The 21,768-nt window shown below is 73.5% G+C and carries 20 protein-coding genes; 9 read left to right on the plus strand and 11 right to left on the minus strand.

All coding sequences use genetic code 11. The features are described 5' to 3' along the window. Positions 1-47 precede the first annotated feature (47 nt). Both JOF41_RS15970 and JOF41_RS15975 read right to left on the minus strand, forming a co-directional pair. Complete coding sequence (locus JOF41_RS15970) at positions 48-2,009, minus strand: glycoside hydrolase family 9 protein (protein WP_189227671.1); 1,962 nt, start codon at positions 2,007-2,009, stop codon at positions 48-50. Between the two features lie 198 nt (positions 2,010-2,207). Then, a complete protein-coding gene (locus JOF41_RS15975) occupies positions 2,208-4,097 on the minus strand; it encodes a glycoside hydrolase family 3 protein (RefSeq protein WP_209619897.1) in 1,890 nt (629 codons plus the stop codon). A gap of 422 nt (positions 4,098-4,519) precedes the next feature. Here JOF41_RS15975 and JOF41_RS15980 point away from each other — a divergent pair, with 422 nt between their 5' ends. The 3 genes from JOF41_RS15980 (at position 4,520) to JOF41_RS15990 (ending at position 6,899) form a co-directional block, all read left to right on the plus strand. Then, positions 4,520-5,131 (plus strand): cellulose binding domain-containing protein, encoded by a 612-nt coding sequence (locus JOF41_RS15980; RefSeq protein ID WP_189227673.1) that lies wholly within the window; start codon positions 4,520-4,522, stop codon positions 5,129-5,131. Beyond that, positions 5,131-6,459 (plus strand): glycoside hydrolase family 6 protein, encoded by a 1,329-nt coding sequence (locus JOF41_RS15985; RefSeq protein ID WP_209619899.1) that lies wholly within the window; start codon positions 5,131-5,133, stop codon positions 6,457-6,459. The genes JOF41_RS15980 and JOF41_RS15985 overlap by 1 nt, the downstream gene beginning before the upstream one ends. A gap of 68 nt (positions 6,460-6,527) precedes the next feature. Continuing rightward, positions 6,528-6,899: a YchJ family protein gene (locus JOF41_RS15990; protein WP_189225311.1), complete on the plus strand. Its 372-nt coding sequence runs from the start codon at positions 6,528-6,530 to the stop codon at positions 6,897-6,899. 31 nt (positions 6,900-6,930) lie between these two features. Here JOF41_RS15990 and JOF41_RS15995 read toward each other — a convergent pair whose 3' ends face one another. Beyond that, a complete protein-coding gene (locus JOF41_RS15995; protein WP_189225310.1) occupies positions 6,931-7,665 on the minus strand; it encodes a GAF and ANTAR domain-containing protein in 735 nt (244 codons plus the stop codon). Positions 7,666-7,713: 48 nt separating this feature from the next. Between JOF41_RS15995 and JOF41_RS16000 the strand changes: the two genes are divergently transcribed. The 3 genes from JOF41_RS16000 to JOF41_RS16010 are packed head-to-tail and all read left to right on the plus strand — an operon-like array spanning position 7,714 to position 10,622. After that, entirely contained in the window at positions 7,714-8,373 is a 660-nt protein-coding gene (locus JOF41_RS16000) for a response regulator transcription factor (protein WP_209619901.1), read from the plus strand. After that, entirely contained in the window at positions 8,374-9,729 is a 1,356-nt protein-coding gene (locus JOF41_RS16005; RefSeq protein WP_189225308.1) for a sensor histidine kinase, read from the plus strand. Continuing rightward, positions 9,726-10,622: a TAXI family TRAP transporter solute-binding subunit gene (locus JOF41_RS16010; protein ID WP_372448482.1), complete on the plus strand. Its 897-nt coding sequence runs from the start codon at positions 9,726-9,728 to the stop codon at positions 10,620-10,622. The genes JOF41_RS16005 and JOF41_RS16010 overlap by 4 nt, the downstream gene beginning before the upstream one ends. Before the next feature lie 57 nt (positions 10,623-10,679). Here the strand turns inward: JOF41_RS16010 and JOF41_RS16015 are convergent, their stop codons facing one another. The 5 genes from JOF41_RS16015 to JOF41_RS16035 form a co-directional block, all read right to left on the minus strand. Continuing rightward, a complete protein-coding gene (locus JOF41_RS16015) occupies positions 10,680-11,645 on the minus strand; it encodes a VWA domain-containing protein (RefSeq protein ID WP_189225307.1) in 966 nt (321 codons plus the stop codon). Further along, a complete protein-coding gene (locus JOF41_RS16020; RefSeq protein ID WP_209619903.1) occupies positions 11,642-12,616 on the minus strand; it encodes a DUF58 domain-containing protein in 975 nt (324 codons plus the stop codon). The genes JOF41_RS16015 and JOF41_RS16020 overlap by 4 nt, the downstream gene beginning before the upstream one ends. After that, the gene (locus tag JOF41_RS16025; RefSeq protein ID WP_189225305.1) at positions 12,613-13,650 is read right to left on the minus strand and encodes an AAA family ATPase; all 1,038 of its coding nucleotides are present in this window, start codon (positions 13,648-13,650) and stop codon (positions 12,613-12,615) included. The genes JOF41_RS16020 and JOF41_RS16025 overlap by 4 nt, the downstream gene beginning before the upstream one ends. A 136-nt stretch (positions 13,651-13,786) precedes the next feature. Then, the gene (gene mobA / locus JOF41_RS16030) at positions 13,787-14,326 is read right to left on the minus strand and encodes a molybdenum cofactor guanylyltransferase (protein ID WP_209619906.1); all 540 of its coding nucleotides are present in this window, start codon (positions 14,324-14,326) and stop codon (positions 13,787-13,789) included. 37 nt (positions 14,327-14,363) lie between these two features. After that, entirely contained in the window at positions 14,364-15,380 is a 1,017-nt protein-coding gene (locus JOF41_RS16035) for a helix-turn-helix domain-containing protein (protein WP_209619909.1), read from the minus strand. 203 nt (positions 15,381-15,583) lie between these two features. On the opposite strand from JOF41_RS16035, the gene JOF41_RS16040 reads away from it, so the two are divergent. After that, a complete protein-coding gene (locus JOF41_RS16040) occupies positions 15,584-16,003 on the plus strand; it encodes a peptidoglycan-binding domain-containing protein (RefSeq protein WP_209619912.1) in 420 nt (139 codons plus the stop codon). Between the two features lie 46 nt (positions 16,004-16,049). Here the strand turns inward: JOF41_RS16040 and JOF41_RS16045 are convergent, their stop codons facing one another. The 3 genes from JOF41_RS16045 to JOF41_RS16055 form a co-directional block, all read right to left on the minus strand. Next, positions 16,050-17,243: an NlpC/P60 family protein gene (locus JOF41_RS16045; protein WP_209619914.1), complete on the minus strand. Its 1,194-nt coding sequence runs from the start codon at positions 17,241-17,243 to the stop codon at positions 16,050-16,052. Between the two features lie 132 nt (positions 17,244-17,375). Next, entirely contained in the window at positions 17,376-18,908 is a 1,533-nt protein-coding gene (locus JOF41_RS16050) for an AMP-binding protein (protein WP_209619917.1), read from the minus strand. A gap of 54 nt (positions 18,909-18,962) precedes the next feature. Next, entirely contained in the window at positions 18,963-19,748 is a 786-nt protein-coding gene (locus tag JOF41_RS16055; protein WP_209619920.1) for an SIR2 family NAD-dependent protein deacylase, read from the minus strand. 73 nt (positions 19,749-19,821) lie between these two features. Between JOF41_RS16055 and JOF41_RS16060 the strand changes: the two genes are divergently transcribed. Together JOF41_RS16060 and JOF41_RS16065 are read left to right on the plus strand one after the other, a co-directional pair. Continuing rightward, positions 19,822-20,262 (plus strand): hypothetical protein, encoded by a 441-nt coding sequence (locus tag JOF41_RS16060; RefSeq protein WP_229795989.1) that lies wholly within the window; start codon positions 19,822-19,824, stop codon positions 20,260-20,262. Further along, complete coding sequence (locus JOF41_RS16065) at positions 20,259-21,746, plus strand: flagellar basal body protein FliL (protein ID WP_189225297.1); 1,488 nt, start codon at positions 20,259-20,261, stop codon at positions 21,744-21,746. Before JOF41_RS16060 ends, JOF41_RS16065 begins: the two co-directional genes overlap by 4 nt. The last annotated feature ends 22 nt before the right edge of the window (positions 21,747-21,768 follow it).

Raw genomic sequence — 21,768 nt, forward strand, 5'->3', positions numbered from 1 at the left:
GGCACGAGGCGCCTGGGCGCGCAGAACGCCCCGTGCCGAGGTCCGGGTCAGGGCACGGCGGCCCCGGTCGGGTGTCCGTTCAGGACGGTGGTCGGTTCCTGGCCCCACAGGACGCGCCCGTCCTGGTGCAGCGGGACGCGCTCGGTCAGCGCCACGGCGTTGCCGGTGCCCAGCCCGGCGTAGGACCAGTCGTTGGTCGGGTCCCACGTGCCGCTGCTGGTGATCCGGAACTGGACCTCGTGCCGGTGCGCCGACTGCCCGCCGGGGTGGACGTCCGGGCAGGGGACGTCCACGTAGTACACCGATCCGCTGAACTGCGTGGGCGCGCTCGCGGTGCCGCACTGGTTGTAGTTCATGGTCACGGTGAGCTGGTCCGGCGTGGTGGAGCCGTCGAGGGTGAAGTAGTAGCGCAGCGAGCCGTCGAAGGTCCGCGCGGGCCACGCGGACTTGTTCACCACGAAGGCTTTCACCTCGGTGAAGTGGGGCGCGCTCTGGTTCACCGACGCCTGCACGGTCAGCTCGGGCCCGTCGGGGGTCTCCGCGACGGGGAACTCCGCCGACGGCGTGCCTCCGTACTCGCGGTACAGGCGGGCCAGCGCCCCGGTGAAAGCGGCGTTGTAGTCCAGCGCGACCTCGTTGGCGATGTAGTCGCCGCGGCTGTCGGTGTAGGCGTCGTTGTTCGTGCTGGGCCCGCCGACCAGCGCGCCGTACAGGACGTGCCTGCTGGTCGCCGGTTCCTGGATGGTGTCGGCCCACGCGCCGTGGGCGGTGCGGTGGTGCGGATTGCGCGGCGGGTTGGCGCCGAAACCCACGACGTAGCTGGACTTGCGCGGGTTGTCGCCCAGCGCGTAGTCGATCTGCCGCACGCCGAAGTCGTGGTAGGTGGTGGCCCTGGTGGCGTCCCTGGACTTGAGCCAGTCCGAGTAGACCAGCGCGACGAAGGCGGTGTTGGCCGCGTAGCGCAGCGACCCCCAGGTGTCGAGCACGGCCTGGCCGCCGGGCGAGTAGCGGACGCGGTTGCCGTTGTGGCCGGTGGTCCAGAAGTCCAGCCAGCGGTTGGCATCGGTGACGTACTGCTGCTCGCCGGTCAGCTTGGCCATCAGCACGTAGGCGCCGTAGGACTTGTCGTCCCAGGCGATGGTCCACCGGTAGGAGCGCTCGGTGCTCTGCGGCTCGGTGGACAGCTTGGCGTACTCGGTGCGCGCCTTGGTCAGGTAGGCCGCTTCACCGGTGGCCTGGTGCAGCCAGATCGCGCCCCACACCAGCTCGTCCTGGAAACCGCTGTGGGAGTTGTAGAAGTTGGCCGCGTCGGTGATGCAGGAGCTGTACTTGCCCCGGTAGGTGTCGGCGAAGCTGTAGAGCTGCCTGGCGTGGGTGAGCAGGGTGGCCGCGTAACCGGGATCGGTCGGCGCGAACACCAGGGAGGAGGCGGCCATCGCGGCGGCGTACTCGCCCGCCAGGTCCGAGCCGGGGCAGGAGGCGTCCACTTTGTACGAGGGACGGGCCATGCGCATCACCTCGGCGGACCCCCACCAGGCGTGGTCGGGGTTGCCCGCGCCGACCTGGCCGTAGACCACGTTGGGCGACGGGTGCGCCTTGATGATCCAGTCGGTGCCCCACCTGAGGTTGGCCAGCAGGTGGGGCAGCTGGCCGGAGCTGTCGTAGGCGGCGCGGTTCTCCACCGCGCCCCACGCCAGCATGGTCATCGCCGCGCCGAACGGGAGGCCGAACTTCACGTGGTCGCCCGCGTCGTAGAACCCGCCGGACAGGTCGAGGCCGACGTCGGCGCCGTCGCGCAGCGCCGAGTCGCCGCGCCAGGACACCCGGTTGTCGGCGGGCAGGTCGCCCGAGCGCTGCGCGTCGTAGAACCAGATCGACTTCTGCAGCGCCTCCCCGTAGTTGAAAGCGGGTGCGGCCGAGGCCGCCTGCGGGGAAGCGACGACCACCGACGCGGCGCCCAGCAGCGCGGCGAGTGTGCCTGACAGCAGTCCGGACATGCGTCGTCGCATGACGGGCCTCCGTGGGGGCCGGCGGATGGGGTTCTGGGAGCGCTCCCAGCTCGGGACTGTAACGGCATCGAAACACCGTGAAAAGAGGGTTGGGCCACAAAACCTTGACAAAGGCATCAACGGGCCTCCCCACCGCTGGACTGAATGCCCCCTTCCGCTGGGCTGGACGACGCAGCGTGAGGGAACGCTCCCAGAACGTCACCTGCGGTGATGCCCGACAGCCGTGCCGCCGTTTGTGAACCCGGAAGGAGCGCGGTCGCCGTAGCCGAGGCCGTGCCCCAGCGGGTACAGCGGGGCCTTGCCGTCCCCGTCGTTGACCGGCTGCTGCGCGCTGCCCGCCATCCACGTCACCGGCAACCTGCCGGTCGGCTCGTGGTCGCCGAACAGCACGTCCGCCACGCCGCGCCCCTCGGTTCCGGGCAGCCACGCGGCCAGCGCGGCGTCCCACCCCGACACCTGCGAGGCGATGTCCAAGGGCCTGCCCGACACCAGCACGACCACCACCGGGATGCCCGCCGCCTTGAGCCTGGCGATGGTCTGCGCGTCCTCCCGGTCCAGGGGCAGACCGCCCGGACGGTCGCCGCGCCCCTCCGCGTACGGCGTCTCCCCCACCACGGCGATGGCCGCGGTGTAGGAGCCGTCCACACCGTTGCCGTAGCGCTCGTGGGTGACGGTCGCGCCGCTGCCGAGGAGGTCGCGGATGCCCCGCAGGATGGTCGTGCCCGGCGTGGTGCTCCCGCTCGCCCCCTGCCAGGAGATGGTCCAGCCGCCGCTCTGGTTGCCGATGTCGTCGGCGTTCTTGCCCGCCACGAAGTACCGGCCGGTCCTGCCCAGCGGCAGCACACCGTTGTTGCGCAGCAGCACCTGCGACCGGCGCACCGCCTCGCGGGCGAGCTCCCGGTGCGCCGCCGAGCCCACCGAGGAGGTGTAGGAGCGGTCCGCCAGCGGGCGCTCGAACAGGCCGAGCTGGAACTTCTTGGTCAGGATGCGGCGGTTGGCGTCGTCGACGCGGGCCTGCGGCACCCGCCCGGCCTGCACCTCGGCCTTGAGCAGGCCGGTGAACAGCTCGTAGTCGGTGGGCACCATCACCATGTCGATGCCCGCGTTGACCGCGGCGGCCACCTCGGCACCGGTGAAGCCGCGCCTGCCGTCGAGCTGGTCGACGCCCGCCCAGTCCGACACCACGAAGCCGGAGAAGCCCAGCTCGGTCTTGAGCAGGTCGGTGATCAGGTAGCGGTGGCCGTGCGCCTTGACGCCGTTCCAGCTGCTGTAGGAGATCATCACCGAGCCGACGCCGCGATCGACCGCGGCCCGGAACGGCGGCAGGTGCACCGCGCGCAGCTCCTGCTCGGTGATCCGCGCGTCGCCCTGGTCGACGCCGCCCTCCGTGCCGCCGTCGCCGATGTAGTGCTTGGCCGTGGCCAGCACCGAGGTCGGGCCGCCCAGCGCCGTCCCCTGGAAGCCGTCGATGATCGACGTCATGGCCGAGGGGATCTCGGGGACCTCGCCGAAGGACTCGTAGGTGCGGCCCCACCGGTCGTCGCGCGCCACGCACAGGCACGGCGCGAAGGTCCAGTCGACCCCGGTGCCCGTCATCTCCTCGGCGGTGGCCGCGCCGATCCGCCGGACCAGCTCCGGGTCGCGGGTCGCGCCCAGGCCGATGTTGTGCGGGAAGATCGTCGCGCCGTGCACGTTGTTGTGCCCGTGCACCGCGTCCACGCCGTAGACCAGGGGAATTCCCAGCGGTGTGGACAGGGCGGCGCGCTGGAAGGCGTCGTACATGTCCGCCCAGCCCTGGGCGGTGTTGGGGGTGGGCGCCGAGCCGCCGCCGGAGAGCACCGAGCCGATGCGGTAGGTCGCCACGTCGGAGGTGGTGGTGAGCGCGGCGCGGTCGACCTGGGTCATCTGGCCCACCTTGTCGTCCAGCGACATGCGGGCCATCAACTGCTCCACCCGGTCCTCGACCGCCTGCGGGGCGACCGGGGCTGCGGCGGAACGCGGGTGGGGCGCGGGCGTGGTCGCCGCCAGCACGACGGCGACCACGGCGGAGGTGAGGGCGGACAGTGGTCGGGAGGCGGTGCGCGTCATTGCGGGCCCTCCGGGTCCAGAGACGTCTGGGAGCGCTCCCAAAGTAAAAGCAGGGGAAAGTCCCGGACAACCACCCGACCGTTCGGCCCTCTTCGCGCTGCGCCTCGCGGAGTAATTCGACGAAATGAGCTGATCCACTTCCCGGATCACCGGAACGAGCGGTTGACGACCGGAACGGCCTAATCCCGCAGGAAGACGCCCACGAGCCGTGACGAAGACCCTCACCATTTATTCGACATTCGGCACGGCTCTGGAATGTTAACGTTTACAACTCACTCCGAGTGAGAGCCGACGAGACCGGGATCGTCGAATGCCGTCGAATCGACCCCTTTGCCGAGACGTTTCCCTGTGGTTACAGTCCCGACCACCTGGGAGCGCTCCCAGGTGGCCCGCACAGCACCGGCGCTGCGAGGGAGGACGACATGCGGCCGACGACGAACCCGGCTCGCGGCGCCGCCGCGGTCGCCGCGCTCTCCGCGTGCTCGGGCGTGCTGGTGCCGGCGGGCAGGACCGCGGGCGCCACCTCCGGGTGCCTGGTCGACCACGAGGTCGACCAGCGGGAGGCCGGGTCCACCGCGCGGCTGGCCGTGCGCAACTCGGGCGGGCCGATCACCGGCGGCTGGACGCTGGACTGGGAGTTCCCCGACACCCCGGTCCTGACCGGCGGCTGGGGCGCCACCTGCACCCAGTCCGGGCGGTGGGTGCGCGCCCGCGACCCGGAGTGGACCCGCGACATCGCCCACGGCGCATCGGTGCGCCTGGGCTTCCAGGCCTCCCACTCGGGGGCCGACACCGCTCCAGCCGAGTTCCGGCTGAACGGGGCGCCGTGCGCGAGCGGCACGGCGCCCACCCCACCGTCGGCCGGCGCGGTGACCCGCAACCGGACGTCAACGGCGACGTCACCCACGCGGTCCACTCCGGACCGCGTGGCGCGGGTCACCGCGCCGGGCGGCGGACCCGCGCCCGGCGCCGCGCCAAGGCGTTCACGGTGCTGGTCCACAACGCCCACCCAGCCCTCCGAGGAGATGGACTGATGGCGAAGACGGGCAAAGCCGCCACCGCGGGCGCGCTCTCCAGCGCGCTGGTGGCGAGCGCCGTGGCCCTGGCGCTCGGCGGTGGCGCGACCACCGCCAGCGCGGCCGACTCCGAGTTCTACGTCGACCCGAACACCAGCGCGGCCCGGTGGGTCGCGGCCAACCCCGGCGACTCGCGCACCCCGGTGATCCGGGACCGGATCGCCTCGGTCCCGCAGCCCCGGTGGTACACCACCACCAACACCTCCGCGGTGCGGTCGCAAGTGGACTCGTTCGTCGGCGCGGCCGCGGCGGCCGGGAAGATCCCGATCCTGGTGGTCTACAACATCCCCAACCGCGACTGCGGCGGGGCCAGCGGCGGCGGAGCGCCCTCGCACCAGGCCTACCGGGCGTGGGTGGACGAGGTCGCGGCGGGCCTGGCGGGCCGCCCGGCGGCCATCGTGCTGGAACCCGACGTGCTGCCCATCATGAGCAGCTGCCAGAGCGCGGACCAGCAGCGCGAGACCATGGCGTCGATGGCCTACGCGGGAAAGAAGCTCAAGGCCGGTTCGTCGCAGGCCAAGGTCTACTTCGACATCGGCCACTCGGCGTGGCTGACCCCGGCGCAGGCCAACGAGCGGCTGCGCGGCGCGGAGATCTTCACCAGCGGCGACGGCATCGCCACCAACGTGTCGAACTACCGCCGCAGCGCCGACGAGATCGCCTTCGCCAAGGCCGTGCTCAACGCGCTGGGCGACACCAGGCTCAAGGCGGTCATCGACACCAGCCGCAACGGCAACGGCCCGCTCGGCAGCGAGTGGTGCGACCCGCCCGGCCGGGCGATCGGCACGCCCAGCACCAGGAACACCGGGGACGCGCAGATCGAGGCGTTCCTGTGGGTCAAGCTGCCCGGCGAGGCGGACGGCTGCATCGCGGGCGCGGGGCAGTTCGTGCCCCAGCGCGCCTACGACATGGCCGTCGCCGCCGGGCCCCCCGCCACCACGACCACGACGAGCACCACCGCGTCCCCGCCCGGCGGGACCGGGTGCGCGGTGACGCACCGAGTGCTCAGCTCGTGGTCAGGCGGTTACTCCGGTGAGGTGGTGATCGAGAACTCGGGCCCGGCTGTCGAGAGCTGGACCCTGACGTTCTCGGCTCCCGGTGTGACCGTCACCCAGGGCTGGAACGGGACGTGGTCCGACACGGGTGACACCGTGCGGGTGCAGAACGCGTCCTGGAACGGCAGGCTCGCCACCGGTGGAACCGCGACCATCGGCTACAGCGCGAGCTACAGCGGAAGCACACCCCCGTTCGGCTCACCCGCTCTGAACGGGGCGGCCTGCGGCTGACGCCGTCGCTTCCAGCCCGCTCCCCTCCCGGTTGGCAGTCACCGGGAGGGGAGCCCTTTAATGACCGGGTGACACCCTGCCCCTGCGGCCGAGGCGAGCCGTACGACCGGTGCTGCGGCCGGTACCACTCCGGCGGGCTGAGCGCGCCCACCGCGGAGGCCCTGATGCGGTCGCGCTACAGCGCTTTCGCCCTCGGTGACGAGGACTACCTGCTGCGCACCTGGCACCGCGGCACCAGGCCGCGCTCGCTGGACCTCGACCCCGAGCAGCGCTGGACCGGGTTGGAGGTGCTGTCCACCACCGGCGGCGGGCTGCTGGCGAACGCGGGCTCGGTGCGGTTCCGCGCGCACTACCGGTGGCGGGGCGGGGACGGCGTGCTGCACGAGCACAGCCGGTTCGTCCGCGAAGACGGCCAGTGGTTCTACGTGGACGAGATCTGACCGCCACCAGTCCCCGGACCGGTGGCGGGCCTCATCGTCCGCGGACCGAGTCGAGCAGGTTGCGGGCCACCTGGCGCAGCTTGGTGTTGCGCTGCTGGGACTCGTGGGCCAGCCGCTGGAAGGCCTCGTCGGCGCTGATGCCGTGCGCGGCCATCAGCACGCCCTTGGCCTGGTCGATCTCCGCGCGCGAGACCAGGGCGCGCTGGAGGTTCTCGATCAGCTCGCGGGAGCGCTCGTAGCGGCGCGCGCCGGTGATCGCGGTGGAGGCGGCGGTGGTGAACAGCCGCAGCAGCGCCTCGTCGAACGGGTCGAACCCGCTCTCGGTCTCGCTGTAGAGGTTGAGCGAACCCAGCAGCTCATGCCCGTCGACGTCGACCACCAGCGGCGCCGACAGGTAGGCCAGCACCCCGGCGCGCCGCGCCGCGGCCGCGAACCGGGGCCAGCGGTCCATCGCCTCGGCGACCCTGACCCGCACCGGCGTCAACGTCCTGGCCGCCTCCAGGCAAGGCCCCTCACCCGCCGCGTACTGCTCGCGGTCGATGTCGACCACCTTGTCGTCGGTGGCCGCGGCGGTCTCCGCGGCATCCCCGCGCACCAGCGTGACGCTGACCGCGGCGGCGTCCGGGATGACCCGGACGGCCGAATCGGCGAGTTGCCTCAACACCTGTCTGAGGGGCTGCTCGTCGGCCAGCAGACCCGCGAGGTCTTCCAGCGCGCGGCTGGCCTCGTCGAGTTGCGCGGCGGGTATTTCGATGCTCACAGGCATTGTCTACACGTTGAGGGCGATAATCGCTGCCACCGGAAGGGAGGCGGCGTGCGCGTGCTGCTCGTCGAGGACGACGACGGGGTCGCCGGGGCTCTGGTGGAGGCGTTGCGGGCCAACGGCCACCACCCGCACCGGGTGCGCCGCGGGGCGGACGCGCTGCTGGCCCACCGCGACCACGACCTGGTGCTGCTCGACCTCGGTCTGCCCGACACCGACGGGCTCGAGGTGCTGCGCAAGATCCGCCGGGTGGCGCAGGTGCCGGTGCTGGTGCTGACCGCGCGCGGTGACGAGCGGTCCACCGTGCGCGGCCTGCGCCTGGGCGCGGACGACTACCTGGTCAAACCGGTGCGGCTGGGTGAGCTGCTGGCCAGGATGGACGCGGTGGCGCGGCGCAGCGCGGCCCGCTCCGGCGCCTCGGCCGGGGTGGTGCGGGTCGGCGACGTGGAGATCGACCTGGAGGGCAGGCGGGTCGTGGTGGGCGGCGCGGAGGTGGCGCTGACGAGCAAGGAGTTCGCCGTGCTGGCGGCGCTGGCCTGCCGCGCGGGCATCGCGGTGAGCAGGCAGCAGCTGATGGACGAGGTGTGGGGCGACGCCTACCTGGCGGTGTCGCGGTCGCTGGACGTGCACCTGGCGGGGCTGCGCGCCAAGCTGGGCAGGCCGGGGCTGGTGACCACCATCCGCGGCTTCGGCTACCGGCTGGGCGGCTGAATGCGCCGCAGGTTGCTGCTGGTGCTGCTGCTGTTCTCCGCCGCGGCGGTGGCGGCGTTCGCGGTGCCGCTGCTGTCGGCCACCGCGAACGAGCGCACCCAGCGGTTCGTGCTCAGCCGCACCGCCGACCTCGACCGGTTCGCCGCGCTGGCCCAGCAGGCCGAGGCGGGCGGCGACCGGGCCCCGCTGGTGGACGAGCTGACCGCGTACGCCTCGCTGTACGGCGAGCCGGTGGTCGTGGTCGACGCGCGGCGGCGGGCCGTGGCGCAGGCCGGGCTGAGCGTCGACGACCCCGGCGTGGCCCGCGCGCTGGACGCCGCGCTGCGCAACCAGCCCGCCGCTCAGGTGCCGACGGTGCTGCCCTGGTCGTCGGAGCGGGTGCTCTTCGCCCGGCCCGTGGGCACCGGCACGCGGGTGGTGGGCGCGGTGGTGCTGCGCGCGTCGGTGGACCGGGCGGCGGCGGACGTGGCGGGGCGCTGGTCGTGGGTGCTCGGCGGCGCGCTGGCGGCGGCGCTGGGCTCGGTGCTGCTGGTGCTGGCGGTGACCCGCTGGCTGCTGCGCCCGCTGGCCGAACTGGCCGAGGGCGTGCGCGCCGTCGCGGCGGGCCAGCGGCGCGCGCACGTGACCGGCAGCAGCGGTCCCCCCGAGGTGCGCGAGCTGTCCGAGCAGTTCAACCGCATGTCCGACGCGGTGGGCGAGGCGGCCGACCAGCAGCGGCGGCTGATCGCCGACGCCTCGCACCAGCTGCGCAACCCGATGGCGGCGCTGCGGCTGCGGATGGACGCGCTCAGCGGGCGGGTCACCCCGGAGGGGGTGGCCGCATACACCGCCGGCGTGGCCGAGATCGAGCGCTTGGAGTCCATGCTCGACGGGCTGCTGGCGCTGGCCGTGGCGGAGAGCAAGGCGACCGAGGCGGCCGCGGGCGGGCGTGAGCCGGAGCTGGCCGACCTGGCCGCGGTGGCGGCCGACCGGGCGGACTTCTGGCAGGTGTCCCCGCCACCCGCGCCGCGGCTGCCGGTGCTGGTCCGCTGCCCGGAGTCGGACCTGGCCCAGGTGCTGGACGTGCTGCTGGACAACGCGCTGAAGCACGGCGGCGCGGCGCGGGTGGCGCTGGGCGCGGACCGGGCGGCGGGCACGGCGTGGGTCGAGGTGGCCGACGACGGTCCGGGGATGGGCGAGCGGGAGCTGGCGCTGGCGACCCGGCGGTTCTGGCGCGGCGACTCGGCGCGACCGGGCACCGGCCTGGGCCTGGCCATCGCCGACCAGCTGGTGCGCGCTCGCGGCGGCGCGCTGGAGCTGTCCTCCCCCGGCGGTCTGGTCGCGCGGGTCGTGCTGCCGCTGGAGCCGCCGCTGTGAACGCGGTGACCAGGAGGACGTTCCTGCTCGGGCTGCTGGCCAGCGGGTGCGCGGCGGGCGGCCCGGAGGGCGAGGTGGTGGTCGCGGCGGGTGAGCGGGGTGGGTTCTACTTCGACTTCGCCACCCTGCTGGCCGCGCAGTTGGAACCGGGCCTGCGCCCTCGGGTGCTGGCCACCAGGGGAAGCGTCGACAACCTGGGTGTGCTGGGCCGGGGCGAGGCGCACCTCGCGCTCACCCACGCCGACGCCGCCCACGCCGCCGACCCGGCCCTGGAGCTGCGCGCCATCGGCCGCGTCTACGAGAACTACCTGCAGTTCGTCGTCCGCTCCGACGACCCGGCGCGTTCGGTGCCGGACCTGGCCGGGCGGGTGGTGTCGCTGGGCGCGGAGGGCTCCGGTGCGGCGCTGATCGGCGACCGGGTCTTCGCGTCGCTGGGCCTGCACGGCTCCGCCCGCGTCGAGCACCTGCCGCTGGCCGAGGCCGCGGCGGCGCTGGCCCAGCGCCGCGTCGACGCCCTGCTGTGGTCCGGCGGCGTGCCGACGCCCGCGCTGGCGCGGCTCGACGGCATCCGCCTGCTGCCCATGGCCGAGCTGCTGCCCGGCCTGCGGGCCGCTCACGGTTCGGTGTACGAGCAGGTCAGCGTGCCCGCCGGGGTCTACGAGGCGACGCAGGAGGTGGCCACCGTGGGGGTGGCCAACCTGCTGGTGTGCCACGCCCGGCTGCCCGACGACCTGGTCGCCGCGATCACCCGCACCCTGCTGGACCGGGCCGCCGCCCTGGTGCCCGAGCAGGCGCTGGGCACCCAGTTCCTGGACGTCCGCAGCCTCATCGGCACCGTCGGCGTCCCCCTCCACCCCGGCGCCGCCACCACCTACCGCACCGTCCACGGCTGAGCGCCCGCAGGCGGTGGGGGGTGGCCGGGGGGCGGTGGGCCCCGGCCACCCCCGGTGTCAGGGGAGCCGTTGTCCCAGGACCAGCGCGCCCACGACGGAGGCCAGGCCGATCAGGGTGCCCAGCACCACCCACGGCCTGCTGGCGTCGGCCTGCTTCTTCTCGTAGCCGATCTGCTCGCCCAGCGTGTCGTAGACCCGCCGCAGCTCCTCGGCGCTGGCGGCCTTGAAGAACTCGCCGCCGGACAGCTTGGCGATCTCCTTCATGGAGTCGTCGTCCACCGGCACGTCCTGCTGCTTGCCCTCGATCTCCACCACGCCGTCCTCGGTGCCGAAGGAGATCGTGGAGATCGGGATGCCCGCCTTCTTGGCGTCCTCGGCCGCGTCGAACGCCTTGCGCGTGCCGACGGTCTCCTTGCCGTCGGTCATCAGCACGACCCGCGCGGGCGGCGGTCCGTCCGCGCCGCCCACCACCTTGCCGAACGAGTCGATCGCCGCCAGCGCGGCCACGATCGCGTCACCGGTGGCGGTGGACTGGGCCAGCTTGAGGCTGTCGATGCTCTGCGTCACCGCCGAGCGGTCGGTGGTGGGCGCGACCAGCACGGTCGCCGACCCGGCGAACGAGATCAGGCCCAGGTTGATGCCCGGCGTCAGGCCCTCGGCGAAGGACTTGGCGGCCACCTGCGCGGCCTCCAGCCGGGTCGGCTTGACGTCGGTGGCCTTCATCGACAGGGACACGTCCACCACCAGCATCACGGTGGCCCGGTTGCGCGGCACCTTCTGCTCCGCGGTCGGCCCGGCCAGCGCCACGGTCAGCAGGATGAACGCCACCAGCAGGAACGCCGCCGGCACGTGCCGGTACCAGCCCTGCCGCTTGGGCGCGACCCGGTCCAGCATCGCCAGGTTGGCGAACCGCAGCACCCGCTTGCGCAGCACCCGCTGGATCACCACGTAGAAGGCGGCGACCCCCGCCACGACCACCAGCAGCAGGAACCACCACGGCGCGGTGAACCCCGACAGGCTCATGCCACCCCTCCCGACCAACGCCGCTTGCGGGCCACGACGAAGCGCACCGTGTCGGCGATCCAGTCCGAGTCGGTGCGCAGCACCAGGTGGCCCGCCCCGGCCTGGCGCAGCCCCGCGGCCACCTCGGCGCGGTGCTCGGCCGCCGCGGCGGCGAACTCGCGCCGCAGCAGCGGGGAGGCGACGACCTCGCGCTGCCGCCCGGTCTCCGGGTCGGCGAGCACGACCGTGCCCACCTCGGGCAGGTCGATGTCACGCGGGTCGACCACCTCGATGGCCACCAGGTCGTGCCGCGCGGACAGCGCGCGCAGCGGACGCTGCCAGGTCAGCTCGCCCAGGAAGTCGGAGACGACCACGACCAGGCCGCGCCGCCGCGGTGGGCGGCGCAGCTGCTCGACCACGGCGGCCAGGTCGCCTCGGGTGCCCTCGGGCGCGCGCGGGGTCTCGGCCACCTTGCGGATCAGGCCGCGCGCGTGCGCCATGCCGCCGCGAGCGGGCACCCGCACCAGCTGCTCGCCGGTGGACACCAGCGCGCCGATGCGGTTGCCACCGCCTCGGGTCAGGTGCGCCACCGCGGCGGTGGCCGCGACCACCAGATCGCGCTTCTCGCACACCGCGGTGCCGAAGTCCAGGCTGGGTGAGAGGTCCACGGCCAGCCACGTCTCCAGCTCGCGGTCGGCCACGGTCTCCCGGATGTGCGGCTCGGTGGTGCGGGCGGTGACCGCCCAGTCCATCCGCCGCACGTCGTCGCCGGGCTGGTAGGGCCGCGCCTCACCGGGCTCGGAGCCCGGTCCGGGCACCAGGCCCAGGTGGTTGCCCTGCAGCAGGCCGTCCAGCCTGCGCCGGACCTCCAGCTCCAGGGTGCGCAGCGCGGCCTCCAGGCGACCGCCGTGCAGCACCGGTGGGGCCCAGCTCGGGCGGGCGGACCCGGTCCGCGCGTCGGCGGGGTCGAACGTGGGCTGCGGCGCGGTCACGGCCTGCCCACGGGCTGCGGTGCGCCGGGCTGCGGCCGCGCGGAGACCTGCGGCAGCGGCACGGTCTGCAGCACGCGGGTGATGATGTGGTCCAGCGGCACGCCGTCGGCCAGTGCGTCGTAGGACAGCACCAGGCGGTGGCGCAGCACGTCAGGCACCACGTCCACGATGTCCTGCGGCAGCACGTAGTCGCGCCCGCGGACCAGGGCCAGCGCGCGCGAGGCGGCGATGATGCCCAGGCTGGCGCGCGGCGAGGCGCCGTAGGCGACCCAGCCCGCGACGTCGGTGAGCTGGTGCTCCTTGGGGGCGCGGGTGGCGATCACCAGCCGCACCACGTAGTCGACCAGCGCGTGGTGCACGAACACCCTGGAGGCCACGCCCTGCAGGCGGACCAGCTCGTCGGGGCTGAGCACCTGGTGCGGGACGGGCGCCTCGACGCCCATCCGGTAGACGATCTCCCGCTCCTCCTCGGCCGTGGGGTACTCGACCTGGATCTTGAACAGGAAGCGGTCGCGCTGGGCCTCGGGCAGCGGGTAGACGCCCTCGTTCTCGATCGGGTTCTGGGTGGCCAGCACCAGGAACGGGGTGGGCATCGGGAAGGTCTTGCCGCCGATGGACACGTGCCGCTCGGCCATGACCTCCAGCATCGCCGACTGCACCTTGGCGGGCGCGCGGTTGATCTCGTCGGCGAGCACGAAGTTGGCCACCACCGGACCCAGCTCGACGTCGAAGCTCTCGGTGGCCTGCCGGTAGATGCGGGTGCCGAGGATGTCGGCGGGCACCAGGTCGGGCGTGAACTGCACGCGCGAGAACGAACCGCCCACCACGGTGGCGAACGTCTCCACGGCCAGCGTCTTGGCCACACCGGGCACGCCTTCCAGCAGCAGGTGCCCCTTGGCCAGCAGGCCGACGAGCATCCGCTCGACCAGCCGGTCCTGGCCGACGATCACCCGCTTGACCTCGAACACGGTGCGTTCGAGCAACTGGGCGTCACGAGCCGGCGTGTTGGGCGCCTCGGCGGCGGGCTCGGACAAAGGTCCTCCTCGACAGGGTTGTGCGACGGTGCCCAGTCTCCCCGGTCGCCGGTGTGGCTCATGTGAAGACCCCCGCCCGCCGCGGCGTGTCCAGGGTGGACGAGCGCCCCCGGCGCGGGCGGGCCGGAGCACGTGGTCACCTCGCGTGCTCGTCGAGGTCCTCGGGCGTGTCCACGTCACGCGCCTCGCCCGGCAGCGCGGGCACGAGCGCGGGGGCCAGCGGTCCCAGCACGGAGCGCATGGCTGCCCCGCGCGGGTCGGCGGGCAGCGCGGCGCGCAGGGCCTCCGTGCGCCACACCCCGGCGAGCCACTGCTCGCGGCCCGTCGCGTCCACCAGCACCGCGCCGCCGCCCCCGGCCGCCGCGCGCAGCCGGTCCACTGTGGACTCGGTGACTCCCGGCTGGTCGACCGCCAGCACGGCCACGAAGTCCTCGGCCACGTGCGCCAGCCCGGCGGCCAGGCCCGCCACCGGCCCCCCGCCCGGCGGGTCCTCGCGCGCCCAGGTGACCCCCGCGACCTGGCGCGGCGGGCCGACCACGACCACCCGCGCCGCGCCGCGCACCGCGTCGAGGGCGTGGTCGAGCAGAGTCCGGCCCGCGACCAGGAGGGCGGATTTGTCGACCCCGCCCATCCTGCTGCCCCGACCGCCGCTGAGCACCACCGCCGCCCACGTCATGCCGCTGTTGTAGCCGACCGCGCGCCCGGCGGCGCGCTCAGGCCGGGGCCACCGCGCCGCAGTGGGGCCACGCCGAGAAGTCGCGGTTGCGCTCCCACGTGCGGCGGGCCAGTGCGATGTTGCGCTCCGGGTCCAGCGCTTCCCTCGGGCTCGCGGAGTACTGCCGCAGCAGGCCGTCGGACAGCTGGAACACCCCCCAGTTGTTGCTGCCGTCGACGTTGGGCAGCACCCACAGCGGGTCGACCTGGGAGGCGCACCGGGCGACGCCGACGGCCCGGTCGGGCTCTTCGGGGAACACCTCGCGGATGCGCTCCTCGACCCGCACGGCGGGCCAGCTGCGCAGCTGCGCCTTCTTGGCGTAGAGGGCGCGCTTGGTGGCCGCGTCCGCCTCGCCGGTGGCGGGCAGCTCCGCCAGCACCTGGAAACCGATGGTGCGCATCCGCGTGCGCGGCCCGAAGCTGCTGTCGATGGCCAGCTCGCCGCCCACCACCTGCAGGAGGGTCTGCAGCTCGTGGACGCAGTCGCCGTCGTGGCCGAGCTTGAGCACGTCGGGACAGCGGTCGGACAGCAGCAGCGGCACGGTCGGCGCGGCCTCCTGCCGGTGCCGGAGGTCGACCAGGACCAGGACCATCACGGCCACCAGGCCCAGCGCGGCGACCACGGCGAGCTTGAGCAGCGCCGGCCGCCGCGGTCCCGCCCCCGGTTCGGGCTCACTCGCGACGGGTTCCGCGACGGGTTCCGGGGCGGGTTTCGGGGCGGGTTCCGGGGCCTGCTCGACGAGGGGTTCGGCGCGGGACTCCCCCGCGCCCTCCCGGCGCAGTTCGGTGATCAACCACAGCCGGCGCAGCTCCGCCAGCTGCTCGCGGGTGGCCCGGCACGCGCGGGCGAAGCGGTCCACCACCGCGAAGTCGGCGGGCACCGACTCCCCCGTGCAGTACCGGTGCAGCGCCGAACCGCTGACCCCCACCCGGCGCGCGAGGTCCTGGTAGCTGCGCCCGGACCGCTCCTTCAGCTCCACGAGCCGCTCGGACAGCTCACCTGATCGGTGCTTCATGCCCCTCCCTCCGGCCGTTCCCTCCCCACCTCCACCCTGGCCGAGCCGCCGCCCGCGTTCACCGCAATCCCGCGACGTGTCCCAGGCCCGCACCATCACCGCAGGTCAGCGCCTTCTCACATCCCACCGTCCCAGCGCCGTTGCCCGGTGGGACGAGCCGTCAGCAGAGTCCGACCGGTCCGATCCACGAAAGGAAAACGATCATGTCCAGAACACTCACCGCACTCGCCGCGGCCACCCTGGTCACCCTGGGCGTCGCGGCTCCGGCCTCCGCGTCCGCCTCGGTGGACGCGCAGGCGCCCTACTACTGCAACGAGCGGGGGACGTGGGCCGAGGAGTCCTGGATCCCGGTCTACAACGTGCCGGGAACCTGGAGCGCCGCGTGCGTGCTGGACCGAGGCGCCCAGAGCAACGCGGTCCGAGCTCTGCAGGACTCCCTCAACTACTGCTACGGCCAGGGCCTGGCGGTCGACGGCGAGTTCGGCGCTCGCACCGAGGCGGCGCTGCGGGAGGTGCAGAAGATCATCGGCGTCCCGGCCGATGGCGAGTACGGTCCCCAGACCCGCAAGGCGATGAGGCACTACCCGGTCAAGACCGGAACGTCCTGCAACCGGGTGCCGTGAGCGAGCGAGTCCGGTGCGGGGGTCGTGCCCCCGCACCGGGCGGTGGTCACAGCACGCGCGTCGCGTAGGGCGTGATCCCGCCGTAGCGCACGGGTGCCAGGCGGACCACCGAACCGGAGTACGGCGCTTCCACCATCAGTCCGTCACCCAGGTAGAGCGCCACGTGCGTGCCGCCGCCGGGCCCCCAGAACAGCATGTCCCCGCGCTGCGCCTGGGCCAGCGGTACCTTGCGGCCCGCGTTGTGCTGGGCGCCGCTGTGGCGCGGCAGTCGGACCCCCACACCCGCGAAGGCGTACACCATCAGCCCGGAGCAGTCGAACCCGACCGCGCGGTAGTCGCCGTGGGAGTCGCCGACACCCCAGTCCCGCACGCCCACGGTGGGACCTTGGTGGTTGCCGCCACCCCACGAATAGCGCACGCCCAACTGCGCCATCGCCCTGGTCACCACGATCTCCACGGCACCGCGCGAGGACACGGCGGGCGCGGCGGCCCCTTCCGCGCGCCGCTGGTCCGCGTCTCGCGCCTGCCCCACCGCCCTGGCCAGCTCGGCTTCGAGCGCCGCCTTGTCCCGCCCGAGCGCGACGGCCTGTCCGGCCTGCTCCTGCCGGGCCTTCGCGGCCAGCGCCCGCGCCGCGTCGGCGGCCCGCTCGGCCCGGTCGGCGGCGGCCTGCTCGCGCTCGGCCCGCGCCAGCGCCCGGCGCGCGGCGGCGGCTCTGGTCGCCTTCTCCGCCCGGCTGCGCCGGACCTCCTCCAGCACGCCCAGCCCGGCGCCGCCCGCCACCTCCAGCAGGTGGACGCGGGCCAGCAGGTCCTGCGGGCTGGTCGCGCCGAAGTAGGCGGTGATCGAGCCGACCACGCTGCCCTGCAGGTAGCTGGCGGTGGCGACCTCGTCCAGCGCGGTGCGCGCCGCCTCGACGGCCTCATCGGCCCTGGCGGCCTCGGCCTCGGCCGCCTCGGCCGCCTGGCGGGCCCTGGCCGCCTCGCCGCGCGCGGCCTCGAAGTCGGCACGGGCCTTGTCGGCCAGTTCGGCGGCGTGCGCGACCTCGTCGGCCAGCGCCCGCAGCCGGGCATCGACCCTGGCCAGCTCCTTGGTCAGGGTGTCGACGCGGGGCGTGGCGGGGTCGAGCCGCTTGCGCCCCGCGCTGACCTCGGGGTCCGGTGGGGGCACCGCTGTCGCCGTGCCCGCGAACGACACCAGGGCGGTCAGCACGACCGCGCCGCAAGCACCCCACCGACCCACGCACACCTCCCGCCCGTTCGACTCAGCGGACTGCTCCGTTCAGCCGTACTCGCGGGGGACTGTGCCACTGCTGCCCCAACAGCACCACTCGACCCGGCCGCACCACCGGTCACAGGTGGCGCGACCGCGCCGTCAGTTCACCTTCCGGTCCAGTCCCGCCCAGTAGGGTTCGCGCAGCTTGAACTTCTGGATCTTGCCGGTGGCCGTGCGCGGGATGGCCGCGCGGAACTCCACCGAGGTGGGCGCCTTGTAGCCGGCCAGTCGCCGCTTGCAGTGCGCGATCAGCTCGGCCTCGGTCGCCGAGGCCCCCTCCGCCAGCACCACCAGCGCCTTGATCGTCTCGCCCCACTTCTCGTGCGGCACGCCGATCACCGCGACCTCGGCCACCGCCGGGTGGGCGAACAGGGCGTCCTCGACCTCGATGGAGGAGACGTTCTCCCCACCGGTGATGATCACGTCCTTCTTGCGGTCGGAGATGGTCAGGTGGCCCTCGTCGTCGAGGTGGCCGCCGTCCCCGGTGTGGAACCAGCCGCCCTCCAGGGCCTCGGCGCTGGCCCGCGGGTTGTCCCAGTAGCCGTCCATCACCACGTTGGAGCGGGCCAGCACCTCGCCGCTGTCGGAGATGGCCAGCCGGGTGCCCAGCGCGGGGGCGCCCGCGCGGGAGAGCTTGCGGGCGCGCTCCTCGGCGGGCAGCGCGTCGTCCGCGGGCCGGGCGCGGTTGAACGTGAGCAGCGGTGAGGTCTCGGTCAGGCCGTAGATCTGGAGGAACTCCCAGCCCAGCTCCTCGGTGACGCGGGCGATGGTGCGGCTGGGCGGCGGCGCGCCCGCGCACACGACGCGCACCGCGTCCCGACCGGGGATCTCCCCCGACCAGCTCCGCGCGGCGTCGAGCACGGCGTTCCACACCGCGGGCGCGCCGCACATCAGCGTCACCCCGTGGTCGCGCACGCGGCGCAGGATCTCCGCGCCGTCGACCTTGCGCAGCACCACCTGCGGCACGCCCAGCCCGGCCAGCCCGAACGGCATCCCCCAGCCGTTGCAGTGGAACATCGGCAGCACGTGCAGGTAGACGTCGCGCTCCCAGGCGCGGGTGTGCATGGCGAAGGTCACCGCGTTGAGCCAGATGTTGCGGTGGGTCAGCCGCACGCCCTTGGGCCGCGCGGTGGTGCCCGAGGTGTAGTTGATCGTCGCCGTGGCGTCCTCGTCGGGCGCGCTCCACGGCCTCGGCTCGACGTCGAACCGCATCAGCTCGGTCTCGGTCTGCCCACCGAGGGTGAACCGGTGCGGCGCGGTGACGCCGTCCAGCTCCAGCTCCGGGTCGACCAGCAGCACCGACGCGCCGCTGTGCTCGACGATGTAGGACACCTCGTCGGGCCGCAGCCGGAAGTTGACCGGCACGCAGACGCGCCCGCTGCCGGGCACCGCGTGCAGCAGTTCCAGCAGCCGCGCGGAGTTGTGGCTGACCACGGCGACGCGCTCGCCCTCGCCGACGCCGAGCGCGTCGAACCCGGCCTGCCAGGCGCGGACCCGCGCGCCCAGCTCGCGGTAGGTGGTGGTGGGCACCGGGGCGGCGGGCTGCGCGGGTTCGTCCACCGTGGCGGTGGAGTCCGCGAAGACCCGCTCGGCGCGGTCGAGGAAGTCGGTGACAGTCAGTGGCACCCGCATGGGGACGACTCTATTGAGCCGCCACCACCCGGACCAGGGCTCGGAACGGGTGGTTCACCAGGTGCTCGGGTCGCCCCAGGTCCTGATCGGACGCTGTGCGGCGGCCACCGGCGCCGCCACCAGCTCCGGCAGCACCCCGCCGACCGGCCCGCGCACCACGGCCGCGGCCAGCCCGTCGCACGGGGTCGGCTCGGCGTTGCAGATCACCACCGCCGCGCCCGCCCGCGCCGCCAACTCCACCAGCCCCGCCGCGGGCTGCACCTGCAACGAGGTCCCGGCGACCAGCATCAGGTCGCAGTCCAGCGCCGCCGCGCGGGCGGCCCGCAGCACGTCCGGGTCCAGCCGCTGTCCGAAGGAGACGGCCGTGGACTTGAGGATGCCGCCGCACGCCGGGCAGTCCGGTTCCTCCTCGCCCGCGCGGACCCGCTCCAACGCGTCGCGCATCGTGCCGGTCGCCCCGCAGGACAGGCACACCGTGCCCAGCAGAGACCCGTGCAGCTCCACCACCGACGTCGAGCCCGCCCGCTGGTGCAGGCCGTCGACGTTCTGGGTGAGCAGCGCGCGCAACCTGCCCGCGCGCTCCAGGTCCACCAGCGCCCGGTGCGCGGCGTTCGGCTCGGCGGTCCACATCGGGTGGTGCAGCCTGCCGCGCCAGGCCAGCCTGCGCACCGCCGGGTCGGCCAGGTAGTCCTGGAGGCTGGAGCGGCGGCCCGCGTCGGCGTCGGTGGTCCACGCGCCCTCGGGACCGCGGAAGTCCGGGATGCCCGACTCGGTGGAGACGCCCGCGCCGGTCAGCGCGGTGATCCGCCGCGCGCGTGCCATCGCCTCCCGTGCGTTCATACCCCCACCGTGACACGGTCCCCGGCGAGAGCGCCAACCGCCCTGCGAGCATGTTCCGGTGCTGAGGAGACGGGTGGGTTCCGCGCTGGCGGCTGTTGGCTTGGTCACCGCGGTGGTGGGCGCGTTCCTGCCGTGGCTGCGGTCGGGAACGGTGAGCCGGAGCAGTTACCAAGTGCTCGCGTTCCGTGGTTTCGCCGGGTTGGACGACACGTCCGGGGAAGTGATCCGGGCCATCTGGGTGGCAGTCATCCCGTTGGCCGTGTGCTCCGTGCTCCTTTGGGCACTACATCTTCACCGGATCGCGGCAATTTTTGTTCTTCTTTTTGGCACGATGACGGGAACGGTGGCGGCACTTGCCGCCGTCCAAGGGGGCAACGAGGGAGCACTGGTCGGGATCAGCCTGATCGGACCGGTGACCACCCTCGGTGGTGCCGTGCTGGCGGTCGCGGGGGCGATCACCGCGCTCACCGCACCGGCCCGCGCAGCGATCATCTCTCCAGGAGGAGCACCGTGACCTACCCAGGTGGCGGCGGAGGCGAATGGCCACCGCAGCCCAACCCGCACCAGCCGGGGCAGCCCTATGGCGGTCCTCAGCAGCCGCAGCAGGGCGGCTGGCCGCAGACCGGCCCGCAGCCCCAGCAGGGCGGTTACCCGCAGACCGGCCCCCAGCCCGCCTACGGCCAGCAGCCGCCGTTCGGCCAGCAGCCCCAGTTCGGGCAGCCGCAGTTCGACCAGCAGTTCGGGCAGCAGCCCTACGCCTACGCGGGGGGCGAGCCGCCGAAGAAGAAGCGCACCGGACTGGTCGTCACCGCCATCGTCGCGGTGCTCGCGCTGGCTGCGGGCACGGTGGCCACGGTGTGGGCGCTGCGCAGCTCCAGCGACGCGGCGGCCGGTTCGGACAGCCCGAGCGCCGCGGCGAACAACCTGCTCAGCGCGCTGGGCAGCGGTGACGTGCTGGGCATCATGAACGGCCTGGCCCCGGCCGAGGCGCAGCTGAGCAAGGACTACACCGAGGCCACCGTCTCCGAGGCCAAGCGGCTGGAGATCCTCAAGCCCGACGCGGACCCGAACAAGCTCACCGGTGTCCAGATCAAGAGCGAGGGCATCAAGTTCGACGAGGCCGCCGCGGTCAAGGTCAACGACCGGCTGACCATCAACAAGGTGGTCGAGGGCAAGATCACGGTCACCTCCGACGTCAAGCAGGTCCCGCTGACCGACAAGCTGGTCGAGGCGCTGGGCGCGGAGCTGGACAAGGAGCCGCAGAGCGAGACGCTGGACTTCGCCGAGGTCAAGGCCGAGCGGGACGGCAAGCCCATCGGCATCGCCACCATCAAGGTCGGCGACGAGTGGTACCCCAGCCTCTTCTACACCATCGCCCACGCGGCGCTGGAGGAGGAGAAGCTGGAGTGGCCCGCGAAGGGCATCGCCCCGGCCGGGGCGGGCTCGGCCCAGGACGCGGCCAAGCAGATCCTGGAGGCTGGGCTCGACGGCGACCTGGAGAAGGTCATCGCGCTGCTGCCGCCGGACGAGATGGGCGTGCTGCAGGACGTCGGTCCGGTCCTGCTGGAAGAGGCGGGCAAGGTGTCCGCGACCGGCGCGAAGCTGCTGGAGCTGGAGACCGACGCCAAGGACGTCGCGGGCGGCAAGCAGCTGACCATCCGCAAGCTGATCGTCGAGGCCGACGGTGAGAAGGTGGAGGTCAGCCGGGACGGCGACTGCTACACCGTGCGGGTGCAGCGCCAGTCCCAGGGCCTGTGCGCGGACGAGATCGCGCAGCTGATCGAGCAGCAGGGCGGCAGCCAGATCCCGCCCGCCGCGGTCGACGTGATCTCCAGGATCGGCGCGCAGGTGCTCAAGGACGGCCTCGGCGTGGTGGCGACCGAGGTCGACGGCAAGTGGTACGTCAGCCCCATCCGCAGCTACAGCGAGGTCTTCCTGACGCTGCTGCGGGGTCTGCAGCCCAAGGACATCGACGAGCTGCTCAAGGCCGCCAAGTAGTCCGGTTCACCGAAGGGGGTCC

Source organism: Saccharothrix coeruleofusca, from assembly GCF_017876325.1.
GTDB classification, from domain to species: Bacteria; Actinomycetota; Actinomycetes; order Mycobacteriales; family Pseudonocardiaceae; genus Actinosynnema; species Actinosynnema coeruleofuscum.

Bases quoted from the DNA above. Each gene is read 5' to 3' on its own strand.
- mobA (WP_209619906.1), bottom strand. From the start codon at position 14,326: ATGACGTGGGCGGCGGTGGTGCTCAGCGGCGGTCGGGGCAGCAGGATG.
- JOF41_RS15975 (WP_209619897.1), bottom strand. From the start codon at position 4,097: ATGACGCGCACCGCCTCCCGACCACTGTCCGCCCTCACCTCCGCCGTG.
- JOF41_RS15970 (WP_189227671.1), bottom strand. From the start codon at position 2,009: ATGCGACGACGCATGTCCGGACTGCTGTCAGGCACACTCGCCGCGCTG.
- JOF41_RS16005 (WP_189225308.1), top strand. From the start codon at position 8,374: ATGCGCCGCAGGTTGCTGCTGGTGCTGCTGCTGTTCTCCGCCGCGGCG.
- JOF41_RS15995 (WP_189225310.1), bottom strand. From the start codon at position 7,665: ATGCCTGTGAGCATCGAAATACCCGCCGCGCAACTCGACGAGGCCAGC.
- JOF41_RS16015 (WP_189225307.1), bottom strand. From the start codon at position 11,645: ATGAGCCTGTCGGGGTTCACCGCGCCGTGGTGGTTCCTGCTGCTGGTG.
- JOF41_RS16035 (WP_209619909.1), bottom strand. From the start codon at position 15,380: ATGAAGCACCGATCAGGTGAGCTGTCCGAGCGGCTCGTGGAGCTGAAG.
- JOF41_RS16055 (WP_209619920.1), bottom strand. From the start codon at position 19,748: ATGAACGCACGGGAGGCGATGGCACGCGCGCGGCGGATCACCGCGCTG.
- JOF41_RS15980 (WP_189227673.1), top strand. From the start codon at position 4,520: ATGCGGCCGACGACGAACCCGGCTCGCGGCGCCGCCGCGGTCGCCGCG.
- JOF41_RS16040 (WP_209619912.1), top strand. From the start codon at position 15,584: ATGTCCAGAACACTCACCGCACTCGCCGCGGCCACCCTGGTCACCCTG.
- JOF41_RS16050 (WP_209619917.1), bottom strand. From the start codon at position 18,908: ATGCGGGTGCCACTGACTGTCACCGACTTCCTCGACCGCGCCGAGCGG.
- JOF41_RS15985 (WP_209619899.1), top strand. From the start codon at position 5,131: ATGGCGAAGACGGGCAAAGCCGCCACCGCGGGCGCGCTCTCCAGCGCG.